Consider the following 22,740-nt stretch of genomic DNA (forward strand, 5'->3'; position numbering starts at 1 on the left):
CGTCGATCCCGGCCGCGACCGTGCCATCGGTCACGCGGATCGCCCTACCAGCGCGAACCGCTCAAAACCGTGCGGCGTCAGGTGGTGGCGCGGGCGGCCTTGTGGATGAGATCGGCCACCGCGCCGGGTTCGGAGACGGTGACGGCGTGGGAGGCGTCGATCTCGACGATCGTGGACTTCGCCCGCTTGGACATGAAGCGCATGGATTCGGCGGGGATGGCCAGGTCCTGCCTGGTGACCATGCTCCAGGATTTGATGGTCTTCCACGCGGTCTTGGTGGCCTTGTCCTCAAGGGCCCCGGCGGCGATGGGGCGCTGGGTGACGGCCATCAGGTCGGTGGTCCGGCGCGGCACGTCGGCGGCGAACACCGCGCGGAACTCGTCCTGCCGGATGTAGAGGTCGTCCGCCGTGCCACCGTCCGCGGCGGGGAACGGGACGGTTTTGAGGGCGTCGCCGAGCTCGCCGCCGGGGAACCTGGCAGCCAGCTCTGCGGTGCTCTCGCCGACCTCGGGCTGGAAGCTCGCGATGTAGACGAGGGCCTTCACGTCGCGGTCACCGGTGGCGGCCTCGCTCAGCACGGTGCCTCCGTACGAATGGCCGGCGAGGACGATCGGGCCGTTCACGCTGTCCAGGACGCTGCGGAGGTACTGCGCGTCGTGGCGCAGGCCGCGGAGCGGGTTGGCCGGGGCGATGACCGGGTAGCCCTTGCGCCTGAGGTCGGCGATCACCCCGTTCCAGCTGGAGGAGTCGGCGAAGGCCCCGTGGACCAGCACGACCGTGGGCTTGATCGAACCCGCGTCGGCGGTGGCGGCACCACTGGAGAGGAGCGCGGCGGCGAGCACACCGGAGGCGGCGGCCGCGCGCTTGAGGTTCGTCCTGAGATTCATGGGGACTTTCCTTCCGTTCCGCGGAGGTGTGATCAGCGGGTGGTGGCGCGGGCCGCGGCGTCGATGAGCTCGGCGACGGCGTCCGGGCGGGAGACGGTGACGGCGTGGGAGGCGTCGATCTCGACGGTCGTCGACCCCGCCCTCCTGGCCATGAAGCGCATGGATTCGGCGGGGATGGCCAGGTCCTGGGTGGTGACCATGGTCCAGGACGGGATGGTCTTCCAGGCCGCCCCGGTCGCCTTGTCCGCCAGCGCGGTCGCCTCGATGGGCCGCTGCGTGGCCGCCATCAGCTCGGCCGTCTCCGGGGCGACGTCGGCGGCGAACACCGCGCGGAAGCTGTCCTGCCGGATGTACAGGTCGGTCCCCGTGCCCCCGGCCACCGGGTACGGCACCGGGTGGAGGGCGGGGCCGAGCTCGCCGCCGGGGAACCTGGCCGCCAGGTCGCCGGTGCTCTCGCCGACCTCGAGGGTGAAGCTGGCGATGTAGACGAGCGCGACGACGCCGGCGGCACCGTCGGCGGCCTCGCTCATCACCGATCCGCCGTACGAGTGGCCGGCGATCACGATCGGACCGGTCAGGCTGTCGAGCACGCTGCGCAGGTACCCGGCGTCCTCCCGCAGCCCGCGCAGCGGGTTGGCGACGGCGATGACCGGGTAGCCGCGGCGTCTGAGGTCGGCCACCACGCCGTTCCAGCTCGCGGACTCGGCGAAGGCGCCGTGGACCAGGACGACGGTGGGGGTTCCTGCCGCGACGGGCTCGCGGGACGTGGTGCTCATCGGGGTTTCCCTTCGGTACGGAGAGCGGCGGCTGCCGTTCCGGAATGAAATATGCAATATATTGCTAACACTGTCAACGCGGCGGCCCGGTTGAAGTTTCCCGCTCGGTGTGTGCAATATATTGCATGCCCATCCCGCAGAACACCCCCGCCATCGACCGGCACCTGCTGCGCGACAACGTCTACCAGCGCCTGCGCGACGCCATCGTCGACGGCAGCCTCGCGCCCGGCGAGCAGCTACGCGACGTCGAGCTGGCGGCCTGGCTCGGGGTCAGCCGCACCCCGGTCCGCGAGGCGCTGCTGCGTCTCGCGGAGGCCGGGCTGGTCGTGGCCCAGCCGGGACGCTCCACGACGGTGAGCTCGCTGAACCTGCGCGACGTCCGCGAGGCCCGCGACGTGGTGGCGGCGATGCACGAACTCGCCGTCCGTGAAGCGGTGGGCGCCCTCACCGAGGCCGACCTCGACACGATGCGCCAGGCCAACGACCGGTTCCGCGCGGCGATCGAGCAGGGCGACGTCGAGGCGGCCCTGCGCGCCGACGACGAGCTGCACGGCATCCCCGTGCGAGTGGCCTCCAACCGGGCCCTCACCTCGGTCCTCGACCAGTTCACGCCGGTGCTGCGCCGCGCCGAGCGGCTGCGCTTCTCGTCGCTGGGCGGGCGCGCGTCCCTCGCCCGGCACGACAACCTGATCCGGCTGTGTGCCGCCGGAGACGCGGACCAGGCGGCGGCGGTCGCCTTCGACACCTGGCGCACCCTGCCGGCCACCGAGGAGTGAGCATGACCCTGTCCGACTTCCCCCGCCACCCGCTGACCTTCGGACCGAGTCCCGTCCACCCGCTGCCGCGACTCACCCGGCACCTCGGCGGGGCGTCGGTCTGGGCCAAGCGCGAGGACTGCAACTCAGGGCTCGCGTACGGCGGGAACAAGACCCGCAAGCTCGAGTACATCGTCCCGGACGCGCTCGCCCAGGGCGCGGACACGCTGGTGTCGATCGGCGGGTACCAGTCCAACCACACCCGCCAGGTCGCCGCCGTCGCCGCGTCGCTGGGGCTGAGGGCGGTGCTGGTGCAGGAGAACTGGGTCGACTGGCCCGACTCCGTCAACGACCGGGTCGGCAACATCATGCTGAGCCGGATCATGGGCGCCGAGGTCAGGCTCGACCCGGCCGGCTTCGGCATCGGCTTCAAGGACTCGTGGAACCGGGCGATCGAGGACGTGAGGGAGCGCGGCGGCACGCCGTACCCGATCCCGGCGGGCGCCTCCGACCACCGGCTCGGCGGGCTCGGGTTCGCGAACTGGGCGTACGAGGTGGCGGAGCAGGAGCGCGAGCTGGGCGTCTTCTTCGACACCGTCGTGGTCTGCGCGGTCACCGGCTCGACGCAGGCCGGCATGATCGCCGGCTTCGCCGCGCTCGAGGAGGCCGGCGGCCGGCCGCGCCGGGTGATCGGGATCGACGCGAGCGCGAAGCTCGAGGAGACCCGCGAGCAGGTCGCCCGGATCGCGAGGGCCACGGCCGAGCTCATCGGCGTCGGCCGGCCCCTGCGGGACGACGAGATCACGATCCTGGACGGGTGGGCCGGCGACCTGTACGGGATCCCGGTGCGGTCGACCCTGGACGCTATCCGGCTCACCGGCGAGCTCGAGGGAATGATCATCGACCCGGTCTACGAGGGCAAGTCGATGGCCGGTCTGATCGACCTCGTCACCGGCGGGGAGATCCCCCGCGACGCCACCGTCCTGTACGCGCACCTGGGCGGCCAGCCGGCGCTGAACGCCTACAGCGGCCTGTTCACCGGCACCCGGAGGCTGACCTGACGCCGGTCACGGCTCACGGCCCGACCTCTCCGGAACCGCCCGCGCCGTGGCCGGCGAGGACCGCCGGCCGCCGGGGGCGCCTCAGCTGGGGCCCCCGTTCGCCTGGAGGTTCTGGCCGGTGAGCCGGCGCCCGTCGGGACCTACGAGGAAGGCCACGACGTCCGCGATGTCCGAGGGCTCGCCGAGGCGGGCGAGCGGAGGGTGGAGATGTCGACGATACGGCCGCCGTCGCGCATGTGCCTGGCGGCGTGGCGGATGGTCAGGAAGGCGGCCTTGGCGTTGACCGCCCCGGCCCCCTCCGCCTCCCGCGGTCCCGGGTCCCCGCCGTCGAGCCTATGATCGGCCGGCGCGGTTGTCGACGCCTTTCCGTCCTTCCGCGACGCCATGCCGCCCCCCGAACCGGGAGCGGGACTGAACAGGCTCATTGGTACGTTCCACATCCGTGATGCCGTGGATCTGGCGGATTCCCGGTCCCGCGACCTAACCTGCCCACCATGACCACCGATGGGCGCTCGGCGCACATTCTCGACGTCCTGATCACCGAGTTCGGTGATTCCATCAAGCGTGACCCCGCGGCCTTCCGGCGCAAGTTCCGGAAGATGGCCGCCTCGCCCTTCGCCTTCTACCGGGGCAGCGCCTGCCTGTTCTACGCGGACATGACCGGCGCGTTCGCCGACGACGCCTTCCTGGACGAGCAGACGCGGCGCGTCTGGATCCACGGTGACCTGCACGCCGAGAACTTCGGCACCTACATGAACGCCTCGGGCGTCCTGGTGTTCAACGTCAACGACTTCGACGAGGCCTACGTCGGCCCGTACATCTGGGACCTGCGGCGGTTCGGGGCCAGCGTCGCGCTCATCGGGTACGCCAAGGCGCTGTCGGACGACGTCATCGGCGAGCTGGTGACCGAGTTCGCCCACTCCTATCTCTCCGAACTGCACGGCATCTCGGACGGCGGGGACGACGCGATCGGCTCGCTGACCCTCGACACCACGAGCGGCGTGCTCCACCGGGTGCTGCAGCTCGCCCGGCTGAACACCCGGGTGGCGCTGCTGGACCTGGAGACGACCGTCGAGAACTTCGACCGCAGGTTCGCCGTCATGGACGGCCGCCATCCGGTGGACCAGGAGACCCGCGAGGCGGTGGAGGTGGCCTTCCGCGACTACCTGACGACCCTTCCCACGGTCTCCGGGATCGAGCACAAGATCAAGGACTTCGCGCTGCGCACCGGCATCGGGATCGGCTCGGCCGGGCTGCCCTCGTACAACATGCTCCTCGAGGGCCACACCCAGGCCCTGGAGAACGACGTCATCCTCTACATGAAGCAGGCCCAGGTGCCGGCCGTGGCGCGGCACATCACCGACGAGAAGGTGCACGGCTACTTCAAGCACCAGGGCCACCGCACCGCCGAGTCGCAGCGGGCCCTGCAGGCGTACGCCGACCCGTGGCTCGGCCACACCACGCTGAACGGCGTCGGCCAGCTGGTCGCCGAGGTCTCCCCCTACTCCGCCGATCTGAACTGGGGCGACGTCAACGAGCCGGACGAGCTGGCCTCGGTCGTCCGCGACCTGGGCCGGGCCGTGGCCAGGATGCACTCGGTGGCCGACGACGAGTCCAGCCACGACCTGGTCGACTTCTCCACCGAGGACGCGATCGTGGCCGTGATCGGCGGCGACACCGAGGGCTTCACCCGCACTCTCGTCGACTTCGCCCACGCCTACGGGGCACGGGCCAGGACCGACCACGGGCTCTTCGTCGACCTGTTCAGGAACGGCCGCCTGCCCGGCCTCTGACTCCGGCCGCCCCGGCCTCCGCGGGACACCTCCCCGGCGCGGGCACGCCGTCCGTGCCCGTCCCGGCGCTCACCGCCGCTCCGCCTCGACCTCGCCCCGGGCGGAGGCCGAGAGAGCCTCGGCGTGGTGGCAGGCGACCTGGGCGGCGGCCGAGGACGGCAGGACGGGCAGCGGCCGTGACACGCACAGCCCGTCGACCCCCGTCCCGGCCGCCGCGCCCGAGGCCAGGACCTGGCAGCGCGGGTGGAAGCGGCAGCCCCGCGGGATCCGGGTCGGGTCCGGCGGCTCGCCGCCCAGCACCACGGGCGACGGCGACTCCGGCAGGACCGACAGCAGCGCCTGGGTGTACGGGTGCGACGGCGCGGTGAGGATCCGCTCCACCGGTCCCGACTCGACGATCCTGCCGAGATACATCACCGCGACGCGGTCGGCGATGTTCCAGGCCAGCCCGAGGTCGTGGGTGACGACCAGCGCCGACAGGCCCAGCTCGTCGCGGAGGCGGAGCAGCAGCGCGAGGATCTCGCCGCGCACCGACGCGTCCAGCGAGGCCACCGGCTCGTCGGCGACCAGCACCCGCGGGTCGAGCGCGAGGGCCCCGGCGATGACGACGCGCTGGCGCTGGCCGCCGGACAGCTCGTGCGGGTAGCGGTTGAAGAACCGTTCGGGGGGCCGCAGCCCGGCGCGCGACAGCGCCGACGCGACCCGTTCCTCCTCCGCGGGCAGGCGGTGGATGCGCGGCCCCTCGGCCACCGCCTCGTAGACGGTGTGCCGGGGGTTGAGCGATCCCGTGGGGTCCTGGAGCACGAGCTGCACCTCGCGCCGGTGGGCCCGCAGCGCGCGCGAGGAGTAGGCCAGCGGGACCCCGCCGTACAGGACCGACCCCGCGGCGGGCCGCTCCAGGCCGAGCAGGGTGCGGGCCAGCGTCGTCTTGCCGCAGCCGGACTCGCCGACCAGCGCGACGATCTCTCCCTGGTCCACGACGAGGTTCACCCCGTCCACCGCGCGGGCGCGGCGCCCTCGCGAGACGAACTCCACCCGCAGGTCCCGCGCTTCGAGCAGGGTCATCGGGTCTCCTCGGGGACGCGGACGTGGACGCACGCGGCGGTGTGCGACGCCCCGGCGCGGCCCGTTTCCGTGCGGTCCGCTCCGGTACGGCTCACCGGCCAGAGCTCGACCGGCTCCGACGCGCACGAGACGAGCGACACCGGGCAGCGGGGATGGAAGGAGCACCCCGTGGGCAGGTGGGCCGGGTCGGGCGGGTCGCCGCCCAGCCCGCTGGGCGCCATCCTGGAGGCGGGGTCGCCGACGGTGGGGAAGGCCCCGGCCAGCGCCCTGCCGTAGGGGTGCCTGGCGTCCCGGAAGACCTCGCGAGAGGGACCGGACTCGACCACGCGGCCCGCGTACATGACCGCCAGCCGGTCGCACGTCGCGGCCAGGACCGACAGGTCGTGAGAGATCATGATCAGGCCGATCCCGTGCTCGGCGATGAGCGAGCGGATCAGCGAGAGCACCTGCGCCTGGATCATCACGTCCAGCGCGGTCGTCGGCTCGTCGGCGACGATCAGGCGCGGGGAGCAGGCGAGCGCCATCGCGATCATCACGCGCTGGCGCTGCCCGCCGGACAGCTCGTGCGGGTAGCCGCGCGCCCGCCAGGCGGGCAGGCCGACCTGCTCCAGCAGCTCCGCCGTCCTGCGCCGCGCCGCCGCGCCGGTCGCCATGCCGTGCACCCGCAGCGGCTCGGCGATCTGCTCGCCGATCCTGCGCACCGGGTTCAGGGCGTGCTGGGCGCCCTGGAAGACCAGGGAGGCCGAGGCCCACCGGACCGCGCGCAGCCGCCCCCAGCTCATCGTGAGGACGTCCTCGCCGTCCAGCAGGATCTCCCCGGACACCAGCGCGTCCCTGGGCAGCAGCCGCAGCAGCGACATGGCCAGCGTCGACTTGCCCGACCCCGACTCCCCCGCCACGCCGAGGGCCTCGCCCTCCGCCAGGGCGAGCGAGACGCCCCGCACGGCGGGGACGTCCCCGGTCGCGCTCCGGTAGGTCACCGCCACGTCACGCAGTTCGAGCAGGGTCACGAGGCCTCCCGAAGGCTCGGGCCGGACACGGCGGGGGTCCCCGGAGGCCGCGGGCCGAGTACGGTCACGAGTCCTCCCTCGGGTGTGGATCGAGTACGGTCACGAGACCCCCCGAAGGCGTGGGTTGAGTACGGTCTCCAGGGCGCGCCCGCAGAGGGTGAACGCCAGGACGACCAGGACGATGCACAGGCCGGGCGGCAGCACGTACCACCAGGCGCCCGAGGTGGCCGCCCCCCAGTCGTAGGAGCCGCGCAGCATGCCGCCCCACGACACCTGGCCCGAGTCGGCGCCCAGGAAGGCGAGGGTGGACTCGGTGACGATGGCGCTGGCCACCGTGAGGGTGGTGTTGGCCAGGACCAGCGGGGCGACGTTCGGCAGCACGTGCCGGGTCATGACGTGCCAGTGTCCCGCGCCCAGCGCCCTGGACCTCTCGATGTAGGGCCTGGCCTCGACCGCCAGCGTCTGGGCCCGGATCAGCCTCGCCGTGGAGGCCCAGGAGGTCACCCCGATCGCCAGGATGATCGTGGACGCGCCGCCGCCGAGGACGGCCGCGAGGACCAGGGCCAGGACCAGGGCGGGCAGCACCAGGAACCAGTCGGTGACGCGCATCAGCACGGCCGAGGCCCAGCCGCGGAAGTGCCCGGCCGCGATGCCGAAGACCGTACCGATCACCATGCTGAGCAGCGCCGACATGAACCCGATGAGCAGCGAGACCCGCGAGCCCCACAGGAGCATGAGCAGGACCGAGCGGCCGGACTCGTCGGTGCCGAGCGGGAAGTCCACGCTCGGCGGCGCCATCTTGGCGCCCGTCGCCCTGGTCACGTCCATCCCGGACGGGTCGGTGACCAGCGGCGTGACGAGGGCCGCCAGGACGGCGACCAGCAGGATGGCCGCACCGTACAGCCCGGCCCTGTTCCGGGCGTACGCGCGGCAGAACCGCACGAGCGCGGCGCGACGGCGCGTCCTGGCGATCGCGCGCGGCGACCCGGCGCCACCGGCCGCGCTCGGGGTTCCGGCCGCACCGCCGATCACGCTCGGGGTTCCGGTCGCACCGCCGGTCGCGTTCGGGGTTCCGGTCGCACCGCCGGTCGCCTCCCTCTCCCCCGGACCTTCCTGCCTCGTGTCCTCCTCCCTCGTGCTCACGCCGACCTCACCCTCGGATCCAGGACGTGGTAGACCACGTCGGCCAGCGTGTTCATGACGATCACCGCGACACAGACGAGCATGAAGGTCCCCTGCATGACCGCGTAGTCGGGTCCCTTGATCGCCTCGACGAACAGCAGGCCGAGGCCGGGCCAGGAGTAGACGAACTCCACCGAGACCGCGCCGCCGACCACGAAGCCGATCTGCATGAAGACCAGGGTCACCGTCGGCAGCAGCGCGTTCGGCACCGCGTGGCGGCGCCGGACGTCGTCGTCGCGCAGGCCCTTGGCGCGGGCGGTGGTCACGTAGTCCTGGCCGATCTCGTCGAGCAGCGAGGAGCGCATGACCAGCAGGTACTGCGCGTAGACGACGGCGACCAGGGTGAGGCACGGCAGCACCAGGTGGTGGGCGACGTGCAGGAGGTAGAGCGGCCCGTCCGGCGCGTCGACGTCCTGCATGCCCCGGGTGGGGAACATGCCGGGGATCGGCCCCATCCCCGCCGCGAGGACCATGAGCAGCAGCAGCCCCAGCCAGAAGGTCGGCACCGACCACAGGGTCAGCGCGGTCCCCGTGGAGAAGCGGTCGAACCGGCCGCCGTGGTGCCAGGCGGCCCTGGTGCCCTGCCACATGCCCAGGCCGACCGCGACGGCCAGCCCGGTGCCCACCAGCAGCAGCGTGGGGCCCACCCGGTCGCCGATGAGCTCGGCGACCGGCCTGCGGTACTCGTACGAGGTGCCGAGGTCCAGCCGCAGGGTCCGCAGCACGAAGTCCAGGAACTGCTCGCCCAGCGGCCGGTCCAGGCCCATCTGCCGCCTGAGCAGGGCGAGCTGCTCCGGGGTGACCGGCACGTCGCGGGTGTAGGCGATGGTGGGGTCGCCGGGGATCAGGCGGAACAGGAAGAACGTCGCGACGATCACCAGCCCGATGCCGAGCAGCGCCCCGCCGAGCTTGACCAGCGCGTAGCGCGCCACGCTCCGGCGGGCACCGCCCTCCTCGTGACCGTCCTTTGGCGACGTCTTCGTCAGCTCGCCCGGTGGTGTGCTCATCGGCCGCTACTCGCGGTCGTCGGCGGTGGCGCGGCGCCGCCGGGTGAAGAGGAGGATCCCGGCTCCGGCGAGCACGGCCGCACCCGCCGCGACGGCCAGGACGACGCCCCCCGCGGAGTCGTCGCCGGCCGGGGCCGCGCGCTCCACCGCCCGCAGGGAGTAGACGGGCCAGTAGCCGCTCCCGCCGTACAGGATGCCCTTGTCCTCCGGGATCGGGGTGATGGAGGCGATCCGGTCCTTGCGGTAGACCTCCAGGTTGTTGGGGTAGTAGAGCGCGATGACGGGGGCCTCGGTGTAGAGCCGCTCCTGCATCTGCTTGATCAGGCCGACGCGCGCGGCCCGGTCGAGTTCGGCCAGCTGCGCCTGGTAGAGCCTCTCGAACTCCTCGTCGCAGAAGAACGACTCGGTCCCGCCTCCCTCGCCGCTCGCGGTGGGCCGGCGGCTGCACAGGTGGGTGGCCAGGATCTCCTCGGGGTCCGGGTTGACCGACCAGCCGCTGATCGCGATGTCGTAGAGGGCGGTGCCGCCCGTCTCCTCGGTGAACTTGTTGGCGTCGAGCTTGCGGGTGGTGATCTGGATGCCGATGTCCTTGAGCCAGCCGGTGACGAACTGGGCGAGCTTGTCCTCGACGGGGTCCTCGGTGTGGATGCTGAAGCGCATCTCCAGCTTGCGGCCTCCGCCGGGCATGGTCCGGATCCCGTCGGCGCCCTTGGCGTACCCGGCCTCGTCGAGGATGCGGTTGGCCTCGGCCTGGTCGAAGGTGACGGCCTTGTCGCCCGCGGCCCTCCAGAAGAACTCCTGGTACATCGGCGGGATGATCGAGCCGTCGGCCGGGACGGCGAGCCCGTTCTGCACCTGCGCGACGAGGGTCTTCTTGTCGATCGCGTGATGGATCGCCCTGCGCACCCTGGCGTCCTTCAGCGCGGGGTGCCCGTCGCCGATCGGCTCGCCGCCCGCCGTCTCGGCGCCCGGGTTGAGCTGCAGGTAGCCGGCGCGGCGGCCCTGGGTGTTCCACTGCACGAGGTTGGTGTCACCCGCCAGGGCCTGGAACTGCGGGGGCGCCAGCCGCCCGATCCAGTCGATGTCGCCCTTCCTCAGCCCGGCGACGGCCGCCTCGGGGTTCTCGTAGAAGATGACGTGCAGCTCGTCGATCTTGGGTGCGCCGCGCCAGTACGACGGGTTGGCCTTGAGCTTCACGTAGTTGTTCTTGCTGTGCTCGACGGGGATGTAGGGCCCGCTGCCGACGGCGGGGTAGGTCTCGTTCTCGAAGGTGCCGATGTCGGGCACGCCCTCCCACACGTGCTTGGGCACGATCGGGATCGGCAATTCCAGCATCGAGGCCTGCGGCTTCTTGGTCCTGATGACGAGGGTCCGGTCGTCGGGCGCCGTCACGGTGTCGAAGTTCTCGACGGCGGGGCCGTTCGCCGTCTTGGCCGCGTCGTCCGTCATGATCTTGTTGAAGGTCCACGCGGCGTCCCCGGCGGTGACCGGCCGGCCGTCCGACCAGGTCGCCCCGGATCGGATCGTGAAGGTCCAGGTCAGCTTGTCCGGTGACGTCTTCCACGATTCGGCGAGGTCGGGGCCGGGCTTCAGGGTCTTCGAGTCGGACACCGTGAGATAGCCGTACGTCCAGCGGTGGATCGACGTCGAGATCAGCCGGACCGCCAGGAACGGGTTCATCGAGTCCATGCTCTGTATCGCGCCCAGCCGGACGATCTTCTTCGCCGGCTGGGGCGCCCGCGCGGCCGGGACGTGCCGGGCGGGAGACCCCTCGAGCGCGAGGGCCCCGGAAGGCGCGGGGGGCGCGGAACGTCCCGGAGGTGACGCGTGCGCCACGGGAAGTGTCGTCGCCGACAGCGCCATCGACAGTCCCAGGCCCAGCACCGCCAGGCGCGCACCCGTTCTGAGCATGCCGTACCCCACTTCCGGATCGGTGACTCCCTGACAACGAAGGCACACCATACGAACGGCGCGTGTCAACGAGGGGTGGAAGATTGTTTCACTCTCGTTTTATTTGGCGACATTATTTTTCAAGTCTTCCGGTACAAAACGCCACGAAAGGGATTACGAGCAAGAAAAAGGATGCCCGGCGCGCGGCACCGACCGGTTGGTATGGACGGGGTCGCCGGGGGTGCGGCATGCTACAGAACATGACTCTGTTCTCGGTGGAAGGCAAGACCGTCGTCGTCACGGGCGGGTCCCGGGGAATCGGCCGGATGATCGCGGCCGGGTTCGTCGACGCGGGGGCCACGGTTTACATCTCCTCGCGGAAGGCGGCCGAGGTCGGCAAGACGGCCGCCGAGCTGGGGTGCACCGCGATACCCGCCGACCTGTCCACCGAGGACGGGGTGTCCGCGCTGTTCGAGGCCGTGGCGGAGCGCGAGTCCCGGCTCGACGTGCTGGTGAACAACGCCGGGGCGACCTGGGGCGCGCCGCTGGAGGAGTATCCCGAGCAGGCCTTCGACAAGCTCTGGGGGATCAACGTCAAGGGCGTGTTCTACCTGACCCAGCGGTTCCTGCCGCTGCTGCGCGCCGCCGCGAGCCCGGAGGACCCGGCCAGGGTGATCAACATCGGCTCGGTGGACGGCCTCCGGGTGCCGACGATGGAGAACTACGCCTACTCGGCGGCCAAGGCGGCCGTGCACATGCTCACCCGGCACCTGTCCCAGCGGCTCGCCAGGGAGTCGATCACCGTCAACGCGATCGCCCCGGGGCCGTTCGAGTCGAAGATGATGGCCTTCGCGCTCGACGACCCGGAGATGCGCGCGGCGGTCGCCTCCCACGTCCCGATGGGCAGGATCGGCAGCCCCGAGGACATGGCGGGCACCGCGATCTTCCTGTCCTCGCGCGCCGGCGCCTACCTCACCGGGGCCGTGATCCCGGTCGACGGCGGCATCTCCGGCCACGCGTAGGCGCCCCGGCGACGGGGAGGCCCGTCGGCGGGAGGGGGCTCGGACGGCCCGGGAGACGCTCCGGCGGAAGAGGACTTTTCGTCTGCAAAGCTCTCATTACCTCCTTATAGAACAAAAGCCTCAAAAGCGCCACCCGTAACACAAGCGTAAAATTTCCCCCCTTGCCGTCATTTCTTTCAGATGACAGCTTTACCTCATGCTGAAGCGTTTCAAGGTGATGGCACCGGCCGTACTGGCCGTCGCCATCGCCCTCCCCGCCGGAGCCGCCCAGGCGGAACCCACTCCGGCCGCACCCTCCGTGACCACCTGTGACGCTACCCAGACTCCCCCCGCGTACAACGGCAAGGTGCCGACGCCGAAGAGCGTTCTCGGCTTCGAGCTCGGCGAGCGAGAGGTCACCTCGGCCGAGTCCGACACCCTGCTCACCGCGATCGACAAGGCCAGCGACCGGGTCGTCTCCGGCACGCTGGCCACGAGCGCCGAGGGACGCCCGCTGAAGTACGCGATCGTCGGCACCTCGCACAACATCAGGAACCTGCGCGCGATCGAGACCTCGATCAAGCTGCTGCGCAACCCCCTCACCCCCGCCTCCGCGGCGAAGGTCCTCGCCAGGAACACGCCCGCGATCCTGTGGATCGCCGGAAACGTGCACGGCGGCGAGGAGAGCGGCACCGACGCGGCGCTGAGGACCCTGCACGACCTGGCCGGACGGGACGACTGCGCGGCGAAGCGCATCCTGGACAACGCCGTCGTGGTGATCCTGCCGACGCAGAACCCCGACGGCCGCGAGGCCGACACCCGGCGCAACGCCTACTCGTTCGACATGAACCGCGACTGGTTCGCGCGGACCCAGCCGGAGACCGACGGCAAGATCGAGCTGATGCGCAAGTATCCGCCGCAGCTCTTCATCGACGCCCACGAGATGGGCGGCACCGAGTACTTCTTCCCGCCGAACGCCGACCCGTTCTACCACGACATCGCCGAGCCGACGATCGACTGGATCAACAACACCTACGGCGCCGCGATGATCGACGAGTTCACCCGGCGCGGCATCCCGTTCTTCAACCGCGACGTCTACGACATGTTCTACATGGGCTACGGCGACACGGTCCCGACGACCGGGTTCAACGCGGCGGGCATGACGTTCGAGAAGGGGAACGCCTCCCCGATCGCCGCCCGCGCCTTCGAGCAGTGGCTGACCCAGTGGGTCTCGCTCTCCGCGGCGGCGGCCAAGAAGACCGAGATCCTCACCACCTGGCACCGCATGTACGCCGACGCGCTCAAGCAGGGCCTCGACGGCAAGCTGGAGCCGAACCAGGTCTACAACCCGGGCAACGAGGTCATCACCCAGGTTCCCGACCGCAAGGTGCGCCACTACTTCCTGCGCGCCGACGACCCGGCCAAGAAGGCGGAGACCGAGCTGATCGTGCGGCGGCTCCAGCGCATGGACGTCCAGGTGTTCAAGCTCACCCTGCCGCTGACGGTCAAGGACTTCAAGGCGTACGGCAGGCCCGAGGCGAGGACCACCCTGCCCAGGGGCACCTACTGGATCCCGATGGCCCAGGGCCAGAAGCACTGGGTCCAGGCCATGCTGAACGAGGACACCTACACGCCGTTCCCGTACTTCTACGACGTGACCGCGTGGAGCCTGCCGCTGCTCGGCAACGTCTCGGGCGGGTCCTCCGGCCAGGTGCTGCTGCCCCTCGCGACGCCGGTCCGGCCGGTGGACGCCCCGCCGGCCAAGGTGACCACCTCCCGCAGGATCGGGGTCCTGCAGTTGTCCGGCGGCACGGCGCAGAACGCCGCCGAGTCCTCCGGCTGGCTCCGGCACCGCCTCGACCGCGACTGGAAGCTGCCCTACACGGTGCTCACCCCGGCCGACGTCGCCGCGGGCAAGCTGACCGGGCTGGACGTGGTGCTCGTGCCGGACGGCTCGGCCAACGCGGCCAACACCACCCTCGGCGACGCCGGGCGCGCGGCGCTGCGCGACTGGGTCGGCGGCGGCGGGCGGTACGTCGGCTGGGCGGGCGGCACCCAGCTGGCCGTCCTGGCCGGCATCTCCGGCGTGACGCTGTCCGAGCCGACCTCGGACATCCCCGGCACGCTCTTCAGGACCACCGTGGCCGCCGGCCCGCTGAGTGAGGACGTCGGGCCGAGCGTCATGCAGTTCTACGCGTACGACCTGGTCATGCGCGCCGCCGACCCCGCACACGTGGTGTCCTCCTACCCGGCCGCGAACTCGCCCGACTGGTTCCAGTCCGGTTTCGCGCTGGGCGCCGAGGAGCTCGGCGGGACGGCGGCCGCGGTCGACGAGCCGGTGGGTGACGGTCACGCGGTGCTGTTCGCCGCCGAGCCGAACTTCCGCGCCTTCACCGACGGCACGGCGAAGATCGTGTCCAACGCGATCACCGCCGACCTGCCGTCCGCCTCCGCGCGGGCGCGGGCGCTCGCCCCCGCTCCCGAGGCCTCGCGGGCCGCCGCGGCCATCCCGGACCTCGGGTCGCCGATCCGCGTCACGGTCCCCGCGTCCGACCGCGACAAGGTCGCCGCGGCGCTGAAGGGCTTCGGCGCCACCTGGACCGAGCAGCCCGCCACCGGCGGGGCCGTCCGGTTCACGATCGCCAACCCCGAGGAACTCGACCTGCACGAACACCCCTGGGCCAGGAAGCTCCCCGGCGCCCTGCGCACCGCCGGGGTCTCCCCGCTCGCGGTGGTGATGCCGCAGTAACACTTCTCGTCAGCGGTGCGGCGCGCGTCCTCTTCCCCGGGACGCGCGCCGTCGCGTTTCGTGGCCGTCGCGTTTCGTGCGGGACGGTTCCTCATGCGGGACGGCTCAGAGCGCCTCGGCCAAGGCGCGGGCCAGGCTGGCGGCGGCGCCGGGCGCGTACCGCAGGAACAGGTACGGCTCGGTGAGCTCGGCCTCGATCAGAGCCGGACTCCCGTCGGCCAGGCGGACCAGGTCCACCCGGGCGTAGAGCACCTCGGGGAACTCTCCGAGCACCCGCTCGGCCAGCGCGAGCTGGTCGGGCTCGGGGACGCGGAGCGCCCCGTGGTCGTTCCCCTGTCCCGGCCTGCTCGCGCTCTCCACCAGCATCGCGTTGCGCCGGACGGCGTGACTGAACCGGCCGCCGAAGTACAGCAGCGAGGTCTCCCCCTCGGTCTCGACCATCTCCAGGTACGGCTGGATCATCGCGGTCCGCCCCCCAGCGGCCAGCCGGGCCGCGTGGGCCTCGGCCTCCTTCCGGTCACCGGTCCTGATCGTGTCGCGGGCTCCCGCCGAGACCGAGGGCTTGACCACGTACTCGTCCAGGACGGGAAAGTCCACGACCTCCCCCGGCCCGGCCCAGTAGGTCGGGATGGACGGCACGCCCAGCTCCCGCAGGTAGGTCTTGTCGGTGTTGCGCTCCAGCACGGCCGCCGGATTGAGCAGCCGCGTGACCGACTCCGTCCGGTGGGCCCACGCGAGGAACTCCGCCCGCCGCTCCACGTAGTCCCAGGGCGTGCGGACCACGACGGCGTCGAACGCGGCCCAGTCGACCTCGGGATCGTCCCACCGCACGATCCGCCCGGCGATCCCCTCCTCGGCCCACGCCGCGACGGCGACCTCCTTCTCGTCGTCGCCCCCGTCCGGGTCGGCGAAGGTCACGTACGCCACGGAAACACCCACGGAAATCTCCTACGTCAGCACCAAATCAGTAGAAGGCACCTTACCCAGAGGCGTATGCCGGGCCATGGACCGGATGCCGCCCGTCGGCGGAGACCTCGCAGGCCGTTCTCAGATCGCGGACAGGTCCGCGACGATGTCCGCCGCCGGCGCGTTCCGTGCCCGGTTCCAGGAGGTCCCGGCCCACAGGTGCAGCGTCTCGGCGTCCCCGCCGGCCGCCGCGGCGCGGCGCAGCGGCGTCGTCAGGTGGTGGAGCTGTGGATAGGCCGCGGGCGCCCGGCCGGAGTACTCCGTCATGAACCGGTTGACCAGGCCGCGCGCCGGGCGCCCGGTGAAGGCCCTGGTGACGGCGGTGCCCGTGAAGCGAGGGTCGGCCAGCGCCGCGCGGTGGACCGCGCCGGTGCCGCTCTCGGGACAGAGCAGGAAAGCGGTGCCCGCCGCGGCCGCGACCGCCCCCGCGGACAGGACCCGGGAGACGTCGGCGGCCGAGGCCACGCCTCCGGCCGCGACGAGGGGCAGCCGTGACACCTCCCGTACCCGGGACAGCAGGTGCTCCAGGCTCATCGCCTCGGCGTCCGCGTTGGCGAACGACCCGCGGTGTCCACCGGCCTCCTCCCCCTGGACGCACAGCATGTCGGCCGCCGAGGCCAGCCGTGCCTCGGCCTCCGAGGTCACCGTGACCACCACGGTGCTCCCCTTGCGGCGGAACGCCTGGATCAGCTCGTCCTCCGGGCAGCCGAACGTGAAACTCACCACCGCGGGCGGATCCGCCAGCAGATCTTCGACCTTTGCCGTGAAGTCGTCATCGCCCCCGCGCGGGACTCCCAGGGTGGCGCCCAGCCGCTGCGCCTCCCCCTCGATGACCCGCGCGTAGGCGTCGATCTCGTCCTGGTCGGCGTCATCGGCCGTGGGCATGAACACGTTCATCCCGAACGGGCGGGACGTGAGCTCACGCGTCTGCTTGATCTCCTGGCGCATCTGCTCGGCCGTCTTGTAGCCGGCCGCGAGGAACCCCAGGCCACCGGCCTCGGACACGGCCGCGACCAGTCCGGGCGTGGAAGCCCCGCCGGCCATGGGAGCCTGCATGACCGGCAACCTGGACGGCCACGACACCGGATCGGACATGGCTTCTCCTCCCCCAACGCCCTTGAGGCATTGCCGTAACCGCCACAACCGCCACGACGGCGAACGGGGCCGGACGGCTACACCACCGGCGATCTCCATCAGCTCTGAAAGCCTATGCCACCGCCCTGCGCCACCCCACAAGCGAGTCCCCGGGCAGCCCCAGGTCAGGCGTCCGGCATGCTCCGCCGGGTGGCCGGCGTGGCGGGCGGGGCGGTCCGGCCGGGACCGGATCACGACCTCGCGATCCGGATCCCGAACAGGGCCTAAGCCCCGCGGACCGGTTCCGGGTCCGGGGCCTCGACGAGGAGCTTGGCGACGGCGTCGCCGATGTCGGCGGGGTCCCAGCGGGCGCCCCGGTCGGCACGGGGACCGTGCCGCCAGCCGTCGGCGAGGGAGACGCTCCCGCCCTCGACCTCGAAGACCCTGCCGGTGACGTGCCGGGATCCGGCCGAGCCGAGCCAGGCCACCAGCGGCGCGACGTTGGCCGGGTGCGCGGCGTCGAAGCCGTCCGCGGGCCCGGCCGCCGTGGTGAGGGCCCCTTCGGTCATCCGGGTGCGGGCGGTCGGGACGATCGCGTTCACCGTGACGCCGTAGCGGCCGAGTTCCGCCGCGGCGACCTGGCTGAGCGCCACGACGCCCGCCGTGGCCGCGGAGTGGTTGCCCTGGCCGACGCCGCCGAACAGCCCCGCCCCTGAGGAGGTGTTGATCACCCTGGCGTCCACCGGGTCGCCCGCCTCCGACCGCTCCCGCCAGTGGGCGCCCGCGTGCCGCAGCGGCAGGAAGTGGCCCTTGAGATGGACCCGGACCACGTCGTCCCAATCCTGCTCGGTCATCGAGACCAGCATCCGGTCACGGACGAACCCGGCGTTGTTGACCAGGACGTCCAGCCGCCCGAAGGCGCTCAGCGCCGTCTTGACCAGGCGGGCCGCGCCACCCCACTCGGTGACGTCGTCACTGCTGGCCACGGCCCGGCCGCCCAGGTCGCGGATCTCCTCGACCACCTCCAGGGCCGGGCCCGCGGATCGCCCGTCGCCCTCGCGGCCGGTGCCGAGGTCGTTGACCACGACCCTGGCCCCCTGCCTGGCGAACTCCAGGGCGTGCTCCCTGCCGATGCCGCGCCCGCCGCCGGTCACGATCACCACACGCCCGTCACAGATTCCGCCCATGCCAGGCCCCTTTCGCCGCGATCATGCAGAGTTTCCCGGCTGTTCACCTTTCATGTCTAGATGCGATCTTCAACCCGTACGGCGAAGCCGTGAGGGCCGGAGTCGTCAGTTCACGGTGAGCCCGCGGGCGGCGAGGATCAGGGCGGCCTGGGTGGGGCTGACGACCGCTCCGCGCAGCGACCGCAGCCGGGTGTCGTCGACCTCACCCAGGTCGGCGCCGCGCAGGTCCGCCTTGGTGAAGACCGTCTCGACGATCCGGGCGCCGATCATGCGGCAGTCCTCGAACACGGTCTTGGTGAAGTCGCAGCCCGACAGGTTGGCGTCGTCGAAGCGGACGCCCCGCAGATGGAGGTCCCGCAACGAGCAGCCGGTGAGGTCGGCCAGCGCCAGGTTGGACCCGTCGAACCGGTAGCCGGTGCCCCGGCAGGCGGACAGCACCGCGCCGATCATGCGGCAGCCGGTGAAGGTGACGTCGGTGAGCAGGGCCAGCTCGAAGCGCGCGCCCGACAGGTCGACGTCGGTGAAGGTCGCGTCGACGAGCTCGGCGTTCGCGAACCTGAGCCCCGCTCCCCCGCCGCCGGAGAAACGCGCCCCGTCCAGGTCCGCGCGGCGGAAGTCGGCCCCCTCCAGCACGCACTTCTCGAACGAGGCCTCCACCAGCGACGCCCCGGCGAGGTCGGCGCCGGTGAGATCGCACTCCCTGAACACGTAGGGCCCGTCACCGGTCAGATGATCGCCGAGCGAGAGCCCCGCCAGATCGACCCCGTGGATCTCCCGCTGGCCCGCCAGCAACTGTGCCGCATCCATCCCGCGATTCAAGCAGCCCGCCCCGACAGAATCCCGGCCGCCGTACTCCGGGCGGGACCCGCCCGGTCAGGCGGTGCCCGTGTCCCCGGCGAGGAGCTCGGCGGCGGCCTGGCCGCAGACGCGGGAGGCCCCGTGGGTGGCGACGTGGACGGCACCGAGGTCGGAGCGGCCCGGCAGTCCCATCTCGACCACGACGGCGTCGGCGCGGGCGGCCAGCAGGTGCCGGAGCGCGTCGGCCTGCCAGGGGTGGCGGTGCGCGTCGCGGACGACGATGACCAGGGGGCGCTCGGCCGCCGCGGCGAGCACGGCCTCGATGGCGCCTCCGGTGGCCGTGGCGGCGGCCAGCCGGGTGACCGTGGTGCCGGGCAGGAGCTTGCCGAGCGGCTCGCCGACACCCCACGGGGTGTCCTTCTCGATGGCGAGGTTCATCTCGGGGGCGAGCTCGACGACGTGCGGCGGGGCGGGCAGGGGGAACACCGCGGCCGAGGAGCGGCGGGTGGTCCGCAGCGCCCGCCGGGCGGCGGCCAGGCCGATCGACGGGGTGCCCGGACCGCCGGGGAGGCCCGGATGCACGCTCCGGCGGGCGGTCGTGGTCCAGAGGGCGAGCTCGCAGACGCGCCGGGAGGCGTCGGCGAGCCGCTCCTCGGAGAGCCTGCCCTCGATCACGGCGTCCACGATCGCGTCGCGGATGCCGATCGCGGTCTCCTCCCCCGCGTGCTCGCCTCCCACGCAGATCGCGTCGGCGCCCGCGGCGACGGCGAGGACCGAGGCCCCGCCGATGCCGTACGGGCCGGAGACGGCGGCCATCTCGATGCCGTCGGTGACGATGACGCCCTCGAAGCCGAGCTCGACCCTGAGCAGGTCGTGCAGGACCGGGCGGCTGAGGGTGGCGGGCATCGCGGGGTCCAGGGCGGAGACGAGCAGATGCCCGGTCATGACCGTGCGCACCCCCTGCTCGACGGCCGCGCGAAAGGGCCGCAGCGCCACGTCGTGCAGTTCTCCGAGGGGAGCGGGGACGAGAGGCACGCCGTGGTGGGAGTCGACCGAGGTGTCGCCGTGGCCGGGGAAGTGCTTGGCGCAGGCGGCCACCCCCGCCGACTGCATGCCCCGGATCCAGGCGGCGGTGTGCCGGGCGACGAGGTCGGGGTCCGCGCCGAAGGAGCGCAGGCCGATCACCGGGTTGTCGGGATTGGAGTTCACGTCGGCAGAGGGGGCGAAGTTGAGGTTGACGCCCGCCCGGGCCAGGTCGCGGCCGAGGTCGGCGGCGAGCTCCTCGGTGAGGCCGGTGTCGTCGACCACGCCGAGGGCGAAGCTGCCGGGCCGGGTGCTCCCGCCCGCGGCCTCCAGGCGGGTGACCTCGCCCGACTCCTCGTCGATGCCGACCAGGACCTGGGGGTTCTCCTCCCGCAGCGCGGCCGTGAGATCGGCCACCTGGGAGGGGGTGGCGATGTTCCTGGAGAACAGCACCACCCCGGCCAGCCCCTCGCCGAGCCGGCGCCGGAGCCAGTCGGGCGGGGACTTGCCCTCGAAGCCGGGAAAGACGACCGTCTCCGCCAGGCGGAGCAGCTCTGGGCCGCGCTTCATTCACCCCTCCTCGCCTGACGGCCGGTCGGCGTTCCTGCCGAAGACGCGCAGACACCACGTTGTACCGGACCCCTGGGGAAAGCGCTCCCACAGCGGCTTTGCGCAAATCTAATAGGAAAGTTTCCTAATTGCTAGTGGGCTGACCATAGGCCTTCGGCTCATGATTTTGCAGATCGGGACGATGGACGGGTTCGAGGCCCGCTGGTACGGAGCCGGGAACGAGAGCCGCCCGCGTGCGGCGGGACCCGCCACCGTCCCGCGGCGGACGCGGCGGACCGTCCCGCGGCGGACGCGGCGGGCGTTCGGTCAGGGCCGGCGACGGGAACGAGCCGGGAACGGGAACGCGCCGGCGCGTTCCGGTGAACAAGCGATTGCGCAAGGGCTCATAATGGGGGCGTGAACACGCGAAAGAACTCCGGCGGCGCGACCACCACCCCGGTCAGGCGCCAGGGCGGGACCAGGCGCGCGGCCACATCCGGCCCCGCCTCGGAGCGCCGTGACCATCTCGTCAAGCTCGCCGCCGAGCTCTTCGCCCGCAAGGGTTTCCAGGCGACCACCGTCCGGGAGATCGCGGAGGAGGCCGGCATCCTGTCCGGAAGCCTCTATCACCACTTCGACTCCAAGGAGACGATCGTCGACGAGGTGCTGACCACCTTCCTCGACGACCTCGTGGGCCGTTACCGCACCGCCCTGGACCAGAACGGCGACCCCCGCACGATCCTCTCAGAGATGGTGCGCATCGGGTTCAGCACGCTGGAGCCGCACCGCGCGGCGATCACCGTCATGCAGAACGACTGGAACTACCTGAGGTCCCTGCCCGGCGACCGTTTCGACTACCTGGTCAAGGCCGAGGACGAGGTCGAGCGCATGTGGGTCGAGCAGATCAGGCTCGGCCAGGCCGACGGCCTGTTCCGTGCCGACGTCGACCCCAAGCTCACCTACCGCATGATCCGCGACACCATCTGGGTGGCGGTGCGCTGGTTCCGCCCGGGAGGCCGCCTCAACACCACCGGCCTCGCCGAGCACTACATCACCGTCCTGTTCGACGGCCTCGCGACCGGCGAGCGGAGTAGCCAGAAGGCATGACGCCCGCGGAACCGGCGCGGCGAGCGGCGCGGCCTGTGAGAATCAAGCGTCCGCGAAGCGAACGGGAAGTGGTGGGCGAGCATGGAGATACTGCAGAAGGCCGTGCGAACGGCGCTCACCGACGTGGCCGACCCCGCCAAGGCCCCGGTCATGCAGGCCTACATGAAGTCGTCGATGCCGTTCCTCGGCGTGCAGGCCGCTCCCCGCCGCGCCGCGCTGAAGCGGGTCTTCGCCGACTACCCCGTCGACACGGCCCCCGCGTGGCGGGAGGCGGCGCTGGCCCTGTGGCGCGGGGCCGAATACCGCGAGGAGCGTTACGCGGCGATCGAGCTGACCGGCTTCCGCCTCTATCGCGCCTTCCAGACGCTCGACGCGCTGCCGGCGTACGAGGAGATGATCGTCACCGGAGCCTGGTGGGACTACGTCGACGAGCTCGCCGTCCACCGCGTCGGCGGCCTGCTCGCGGCCTTCCCCGACACCATGCGCCCCCTCATGCTCCGCTGGGCCCGCGGCACCGACCTGTGGAAGCGCCGCACGGCCATCCTCAGCCAGAACCGCTTCAAGTCCGCCACCGACACCGGCCTGCTGTACGCCTGCATCGAGCCGAGCCTGTCCGACAACGACTTCTTCGCCCGCAAGGCGATCGGCTGGGCCCTGCGCGAGTACGCCAAGACGAACCCCGGCGAGGTCGTCCGCTATGTCGACCACACCCGCATCAGCGGCCTGAGCCGCCGCGAGGCCCTGAAGAACCTCCCGGCCCGCTAGTGTCTCCCACGCCTGGAACCCACCTCGGGCGTCAAGCGGGGAGCCACGGGTCTCCTCGCCCCTTTTCCCGTGTGAACGACTGTTCCCGTGTGAAC

21 protein-coding genes are annotated in these 22,740 nt (G+C 71.9%); 7 read left to right on the forward strand and 14 right to left on the reverse strand.

The features are described 5' to 3' along the window. Positions 1-77: 77 nt before the first annotated feature. Positions 78-887 carry an alpha/beta hydrolase gene (locus AB0G15_RS01355; protein WP_362834397.1) on the reverse strand — a complete coding sequence of 270 codons (810 nt, stop codon included), beginning with the start codon at positions 885-887 and terminating at the stop codon, positions 78-80. Between the two features lie 32 nt (positions 888-919). Continuing rightward, complete coding sequence (locus tag AB0G15_RS01360) at positions 920-1,663, reverse strand: alpha/beta hydrolase (protein WP_362834398.1); 744 nt, start codon at positions 1,661-1,663, stop codon at positions 920-922. 125 nt (positions 1,664-1,788) lie between these two features. Between AB0G15_RS01360 and AB0G15_RS01365 the strand changes: the two genes are divergently transcribed. Together AB0G15_RS01365 and AB0G15_RS01370 are read left to right on the forward strand one after the other, a co-directional pair. Continuing rightward, on the forward strand, positions 1,789-2,439 hold the full coding sequence (locus AB0G15_RS01365; protein WP_362834399.1) for a GntR family transcriptional regulator: 651 nt from the start codon (positions 1,789-1,791) through the stop codon (positions 2,437-2,439). Positions 2,440-2,441: 2 nt separating this feature from the next. Next, a complete protein-coding gene (locus AB0G15_RS01370) occupies positions 2,442-3,479 on the forward strand; it encodes a 1-aminocyclopropane-1-carboxylate deaminase (protein ID WP_362834400.1) in 1,038 nt (345 codons plus the stop codon). A gap of 81 nt (positions 3,480-3,560) precedes the next feature. Here AB0G15_RS01370 and AB0G15_RS01375 read toward each other — a convergent pair whose 3' ends face one another. Then, entirely contained in the window at positions 3,561-3,635 is a 75-nt protein-coding gene (locus tag AB0G15_RS01375) for a hypothetical protein (RefSeq protein WP_362834474.1), read from the reverse strand. Next, positions 3,620-3,904: a hypothetical protein gene (locus AB0G15_RS01380; protein WP_362834401.1), complete on the reverse strand. Its 285-nt coding sequence runs from the start codon at positions 3,902-3,904 to the stop codon at positions 3,620-3,622. The genes AB0G15_RS01375 and AB0G15_RS01380 overlap by 16 nt, the downstream gene beginning before the upstream one ends. A gap of 69 nt (positions 3,905-3,973) precedes the next feature. Between AB0G15_RS01380 and AB0G15_RS01385 the strand changes: the two genes are divergently transcribed. Beyond that, positions 3,974-5,272: a DUF2252 domain-containing protein gene (locus AB0G15_RS01385; protein ID WP_362834402.1), complete on the forward strand. Its 1,299-nt coding sequence runs from the start codon at positions 3,974-3,976 to the stop codon at positions 5,270-5,272. 69 nt (positions 5,273-5,341) lie between these two features. Here AB0G15_RS01385 and AB0G15_RS01390 read toward each other — a convergent pair whose 3' ends face one another. The 5 genes from AB0G15_RS01390 to AB0G15_RS01410 all read right to left on the reverse strand — a co-directional run bounded on the left by AB0G15_RS01390 (position 5,342) and on the right by AB0G15_RS01410 (position 11,447). Beyond that, the gene (locus tag AB0G15_RS01390) at positions 5,342-6,337 is read right to left on the reverse strand and encodes an ABC transporter ATP-binding protein (protein WP_362834403.1); all 996 of its coding nucleotides are present in this window, start codon (positions 6,335-6,337) and stop codon (positions 5,342-5,344) included. Beyond that, the gene (locus tag AB0G15_RS01395) at positions 6,334-7,347 is read right to left on the reverse strand and encodes an ABC transporter ATP-binding protein (RefSeq protein WP_362834404.1); all 1,014 of its coding nucleotides are present in this window, start codon (positions 7,345-7,347) and stop codon (positions 6,334-6,336) included. Before AB0G15_RS01395 ends, AB0G15_RS01390 begins: the two co-directional genes overlap by 4 nt. Before the next feature lie 99 nt (positions 7,348-7,446). After that, positions 7,447-8,376, reverse strand: a complete 930-nt coding sequence (locus AB0G15_RS01400) for an ABC transporter permease (RefSeq protein ID WP_362834475.1) — start codon at positions 8,374-8,376, stop codon at positions 7,447-7,449. A 110-nt stretch (positions 8,377-8,486) separates the two neighbouring features. After that, positions 8,487-9,536, reverse strand: coding sequence for an ABC transporter permease (locus AB0G15_RS01405; RefSeq protein WP_362834405.1), 1,050 nt, complete (start codon positions 9,534-9,536; stop codon positions 8,487-8,489). A 6-nt stretch (positions 9,537-9,542) separates the two neighbouring features. Beyond that, the gene (locus AB0G15_RS01410) at positions 9,543-11,447 is read right to left on the reverse strand and encodes an ABC transporter substrate-binding protein (protein WP_362834406.1); all 1,905 of its coding nucleotides are present in this window, start codon (positions 11,445-11,447) and stop codon (positions 9,543-9,545) included. A gap of 239 nt (positions 11,448-11,686) precedes the next feature. Between AB0G15_RS01410 and AB0G15_RS01415 the strand changes: the two genes are divergently transcribed. Beyond that, the gene (locus AB0G15_RS01415) at positions 11,687-12,448 is read left to right on the forward strand and encodes an SDR family oxidoreductase (RefSeq protein WP_362677700.1); all 762 of its coding nucleotides are present in this window, start codon (positions 11,687-11,689) and stop codon (positions 12,446-12,448) included. 196 nt (positions 12,449-12,644) lie between these two features. Then, positions 12,645-15,176, forward strand: coding sequence for a M14 family zinc carboxypeptidase (locus AB0G15_RS01420; protein ID WP_362834407.1), 2,532 nt, complete (start codon positions 12,645-12,647; stop codon positions 15,174-15,176). A gap of 105 nt (positions 15,177-15,281) precedes the next feature. Here AB0G15_RS01420 and AB0G15_RS01425 read toward each other — a convergent pair whose 3' ends face one another. The 5 genes from AB0G15_RS01425 to AB0G15_RS01445 all read right to left on the reverse strand — a co-directional run bounded on the left by AB0G15_RS01425 (position 15,282) and on the right by AB0G15_RS01445 (position 20,794). After that, entirely contained in the window at positions 15,282-16,115 is an 834-nt protein-coding gene (locus AB0G15_RS01425) for a hypothetical protein (RefSeq protein ID WP_362834408.1), read from the reverse strand. Between the two features lie 108 nt (positions 16,116-16,223). Continuing rightward, positions 16,224-17,237, reverse strand: coding sequence for a nitronate monooxygenase (locus AB0G15_RS01430; protein ID WP_362834409.1), 1,014 nt, complete (start codon positions 17,235-17,237; stop codon positions 16,224-16,226). Between the two features lie 263 nt (positions 17,238-17,500). After that, positions 17,501-18,403 carry an SDR family oxidoreductase gene (locus AB0G15_RS01435; RefSeq protein ID WP_362834410.1) on the reverse strand — a complete coding sequence of 301 codons (903 nt, stop codon included), beginning with the start codon at positions 18,401-18,403 and terminating at the stop codon, positions 17,501-17,503. Between the two features lie 105 nt (positions 18,404-18,508). Next, complete coding sequence (locus tag AB0G15_RS01440; RefSeq protein WP_362834411.1) at positions 18,509-19,210, reverse strand: pentapeptide repeat-containing protein; 702 nt, start codon at positions 19,208-19,210, stop codon at positions 18,509-18,511. Between the two features lie 66 nt (positions 19,211-19,276). Further along, positions 19,277-20,794 (reverse strand): glycoside hydrolase family 3 N-terminal domain-containing protein, encoded by a 1,518-nt coding sequence (locus tag AB0G15_RS01445; protein ID WP_362834412.1) that lies wholly within the window; start codon positions 20,792-20,794, stop codon positions 19,277-19,279. Between the two features lie 396 nt (positions 20,795-21,190). Between AB0G15_RS01445 and AB0G15_RS01450 the strand changes: the two genes are divergently transcribed. Next, a complete protein-coding gene (locus AB0G15_RS01450) occupies positions 21,191-21,880 on the forward strand; it encodes a TetR/AcrR family transcriptional regulator (protein ID WP_362677742.1) in 690 nt (229 codons plus the stop codon). 81 nt (positions 21,881-21,961) lie between these two features. After that, positions 21,962-22,645 (forward strand): DNA alkylation repair protein, encoded by a 684-nt coding sequence (locus tag AB0G15_RS01455; RefSeq protein ID WP_362834413.1) that lies wholly within the window; start codon positions 21,962-21,964, stop codon positions 22,643-22,645. Positions 22,646-22,740 lie beyond the last annotated feature (95 nt).

The sequence above is a fragment of the Streptosporangium sp. NPDC023825 genome (genome assembly GCF_040639575.1).
GTDB lineage: Bacteria > Actinomycetota > Actinomycetes > Streptosporangiales > Streptosporangiaceae > Streptosporangium.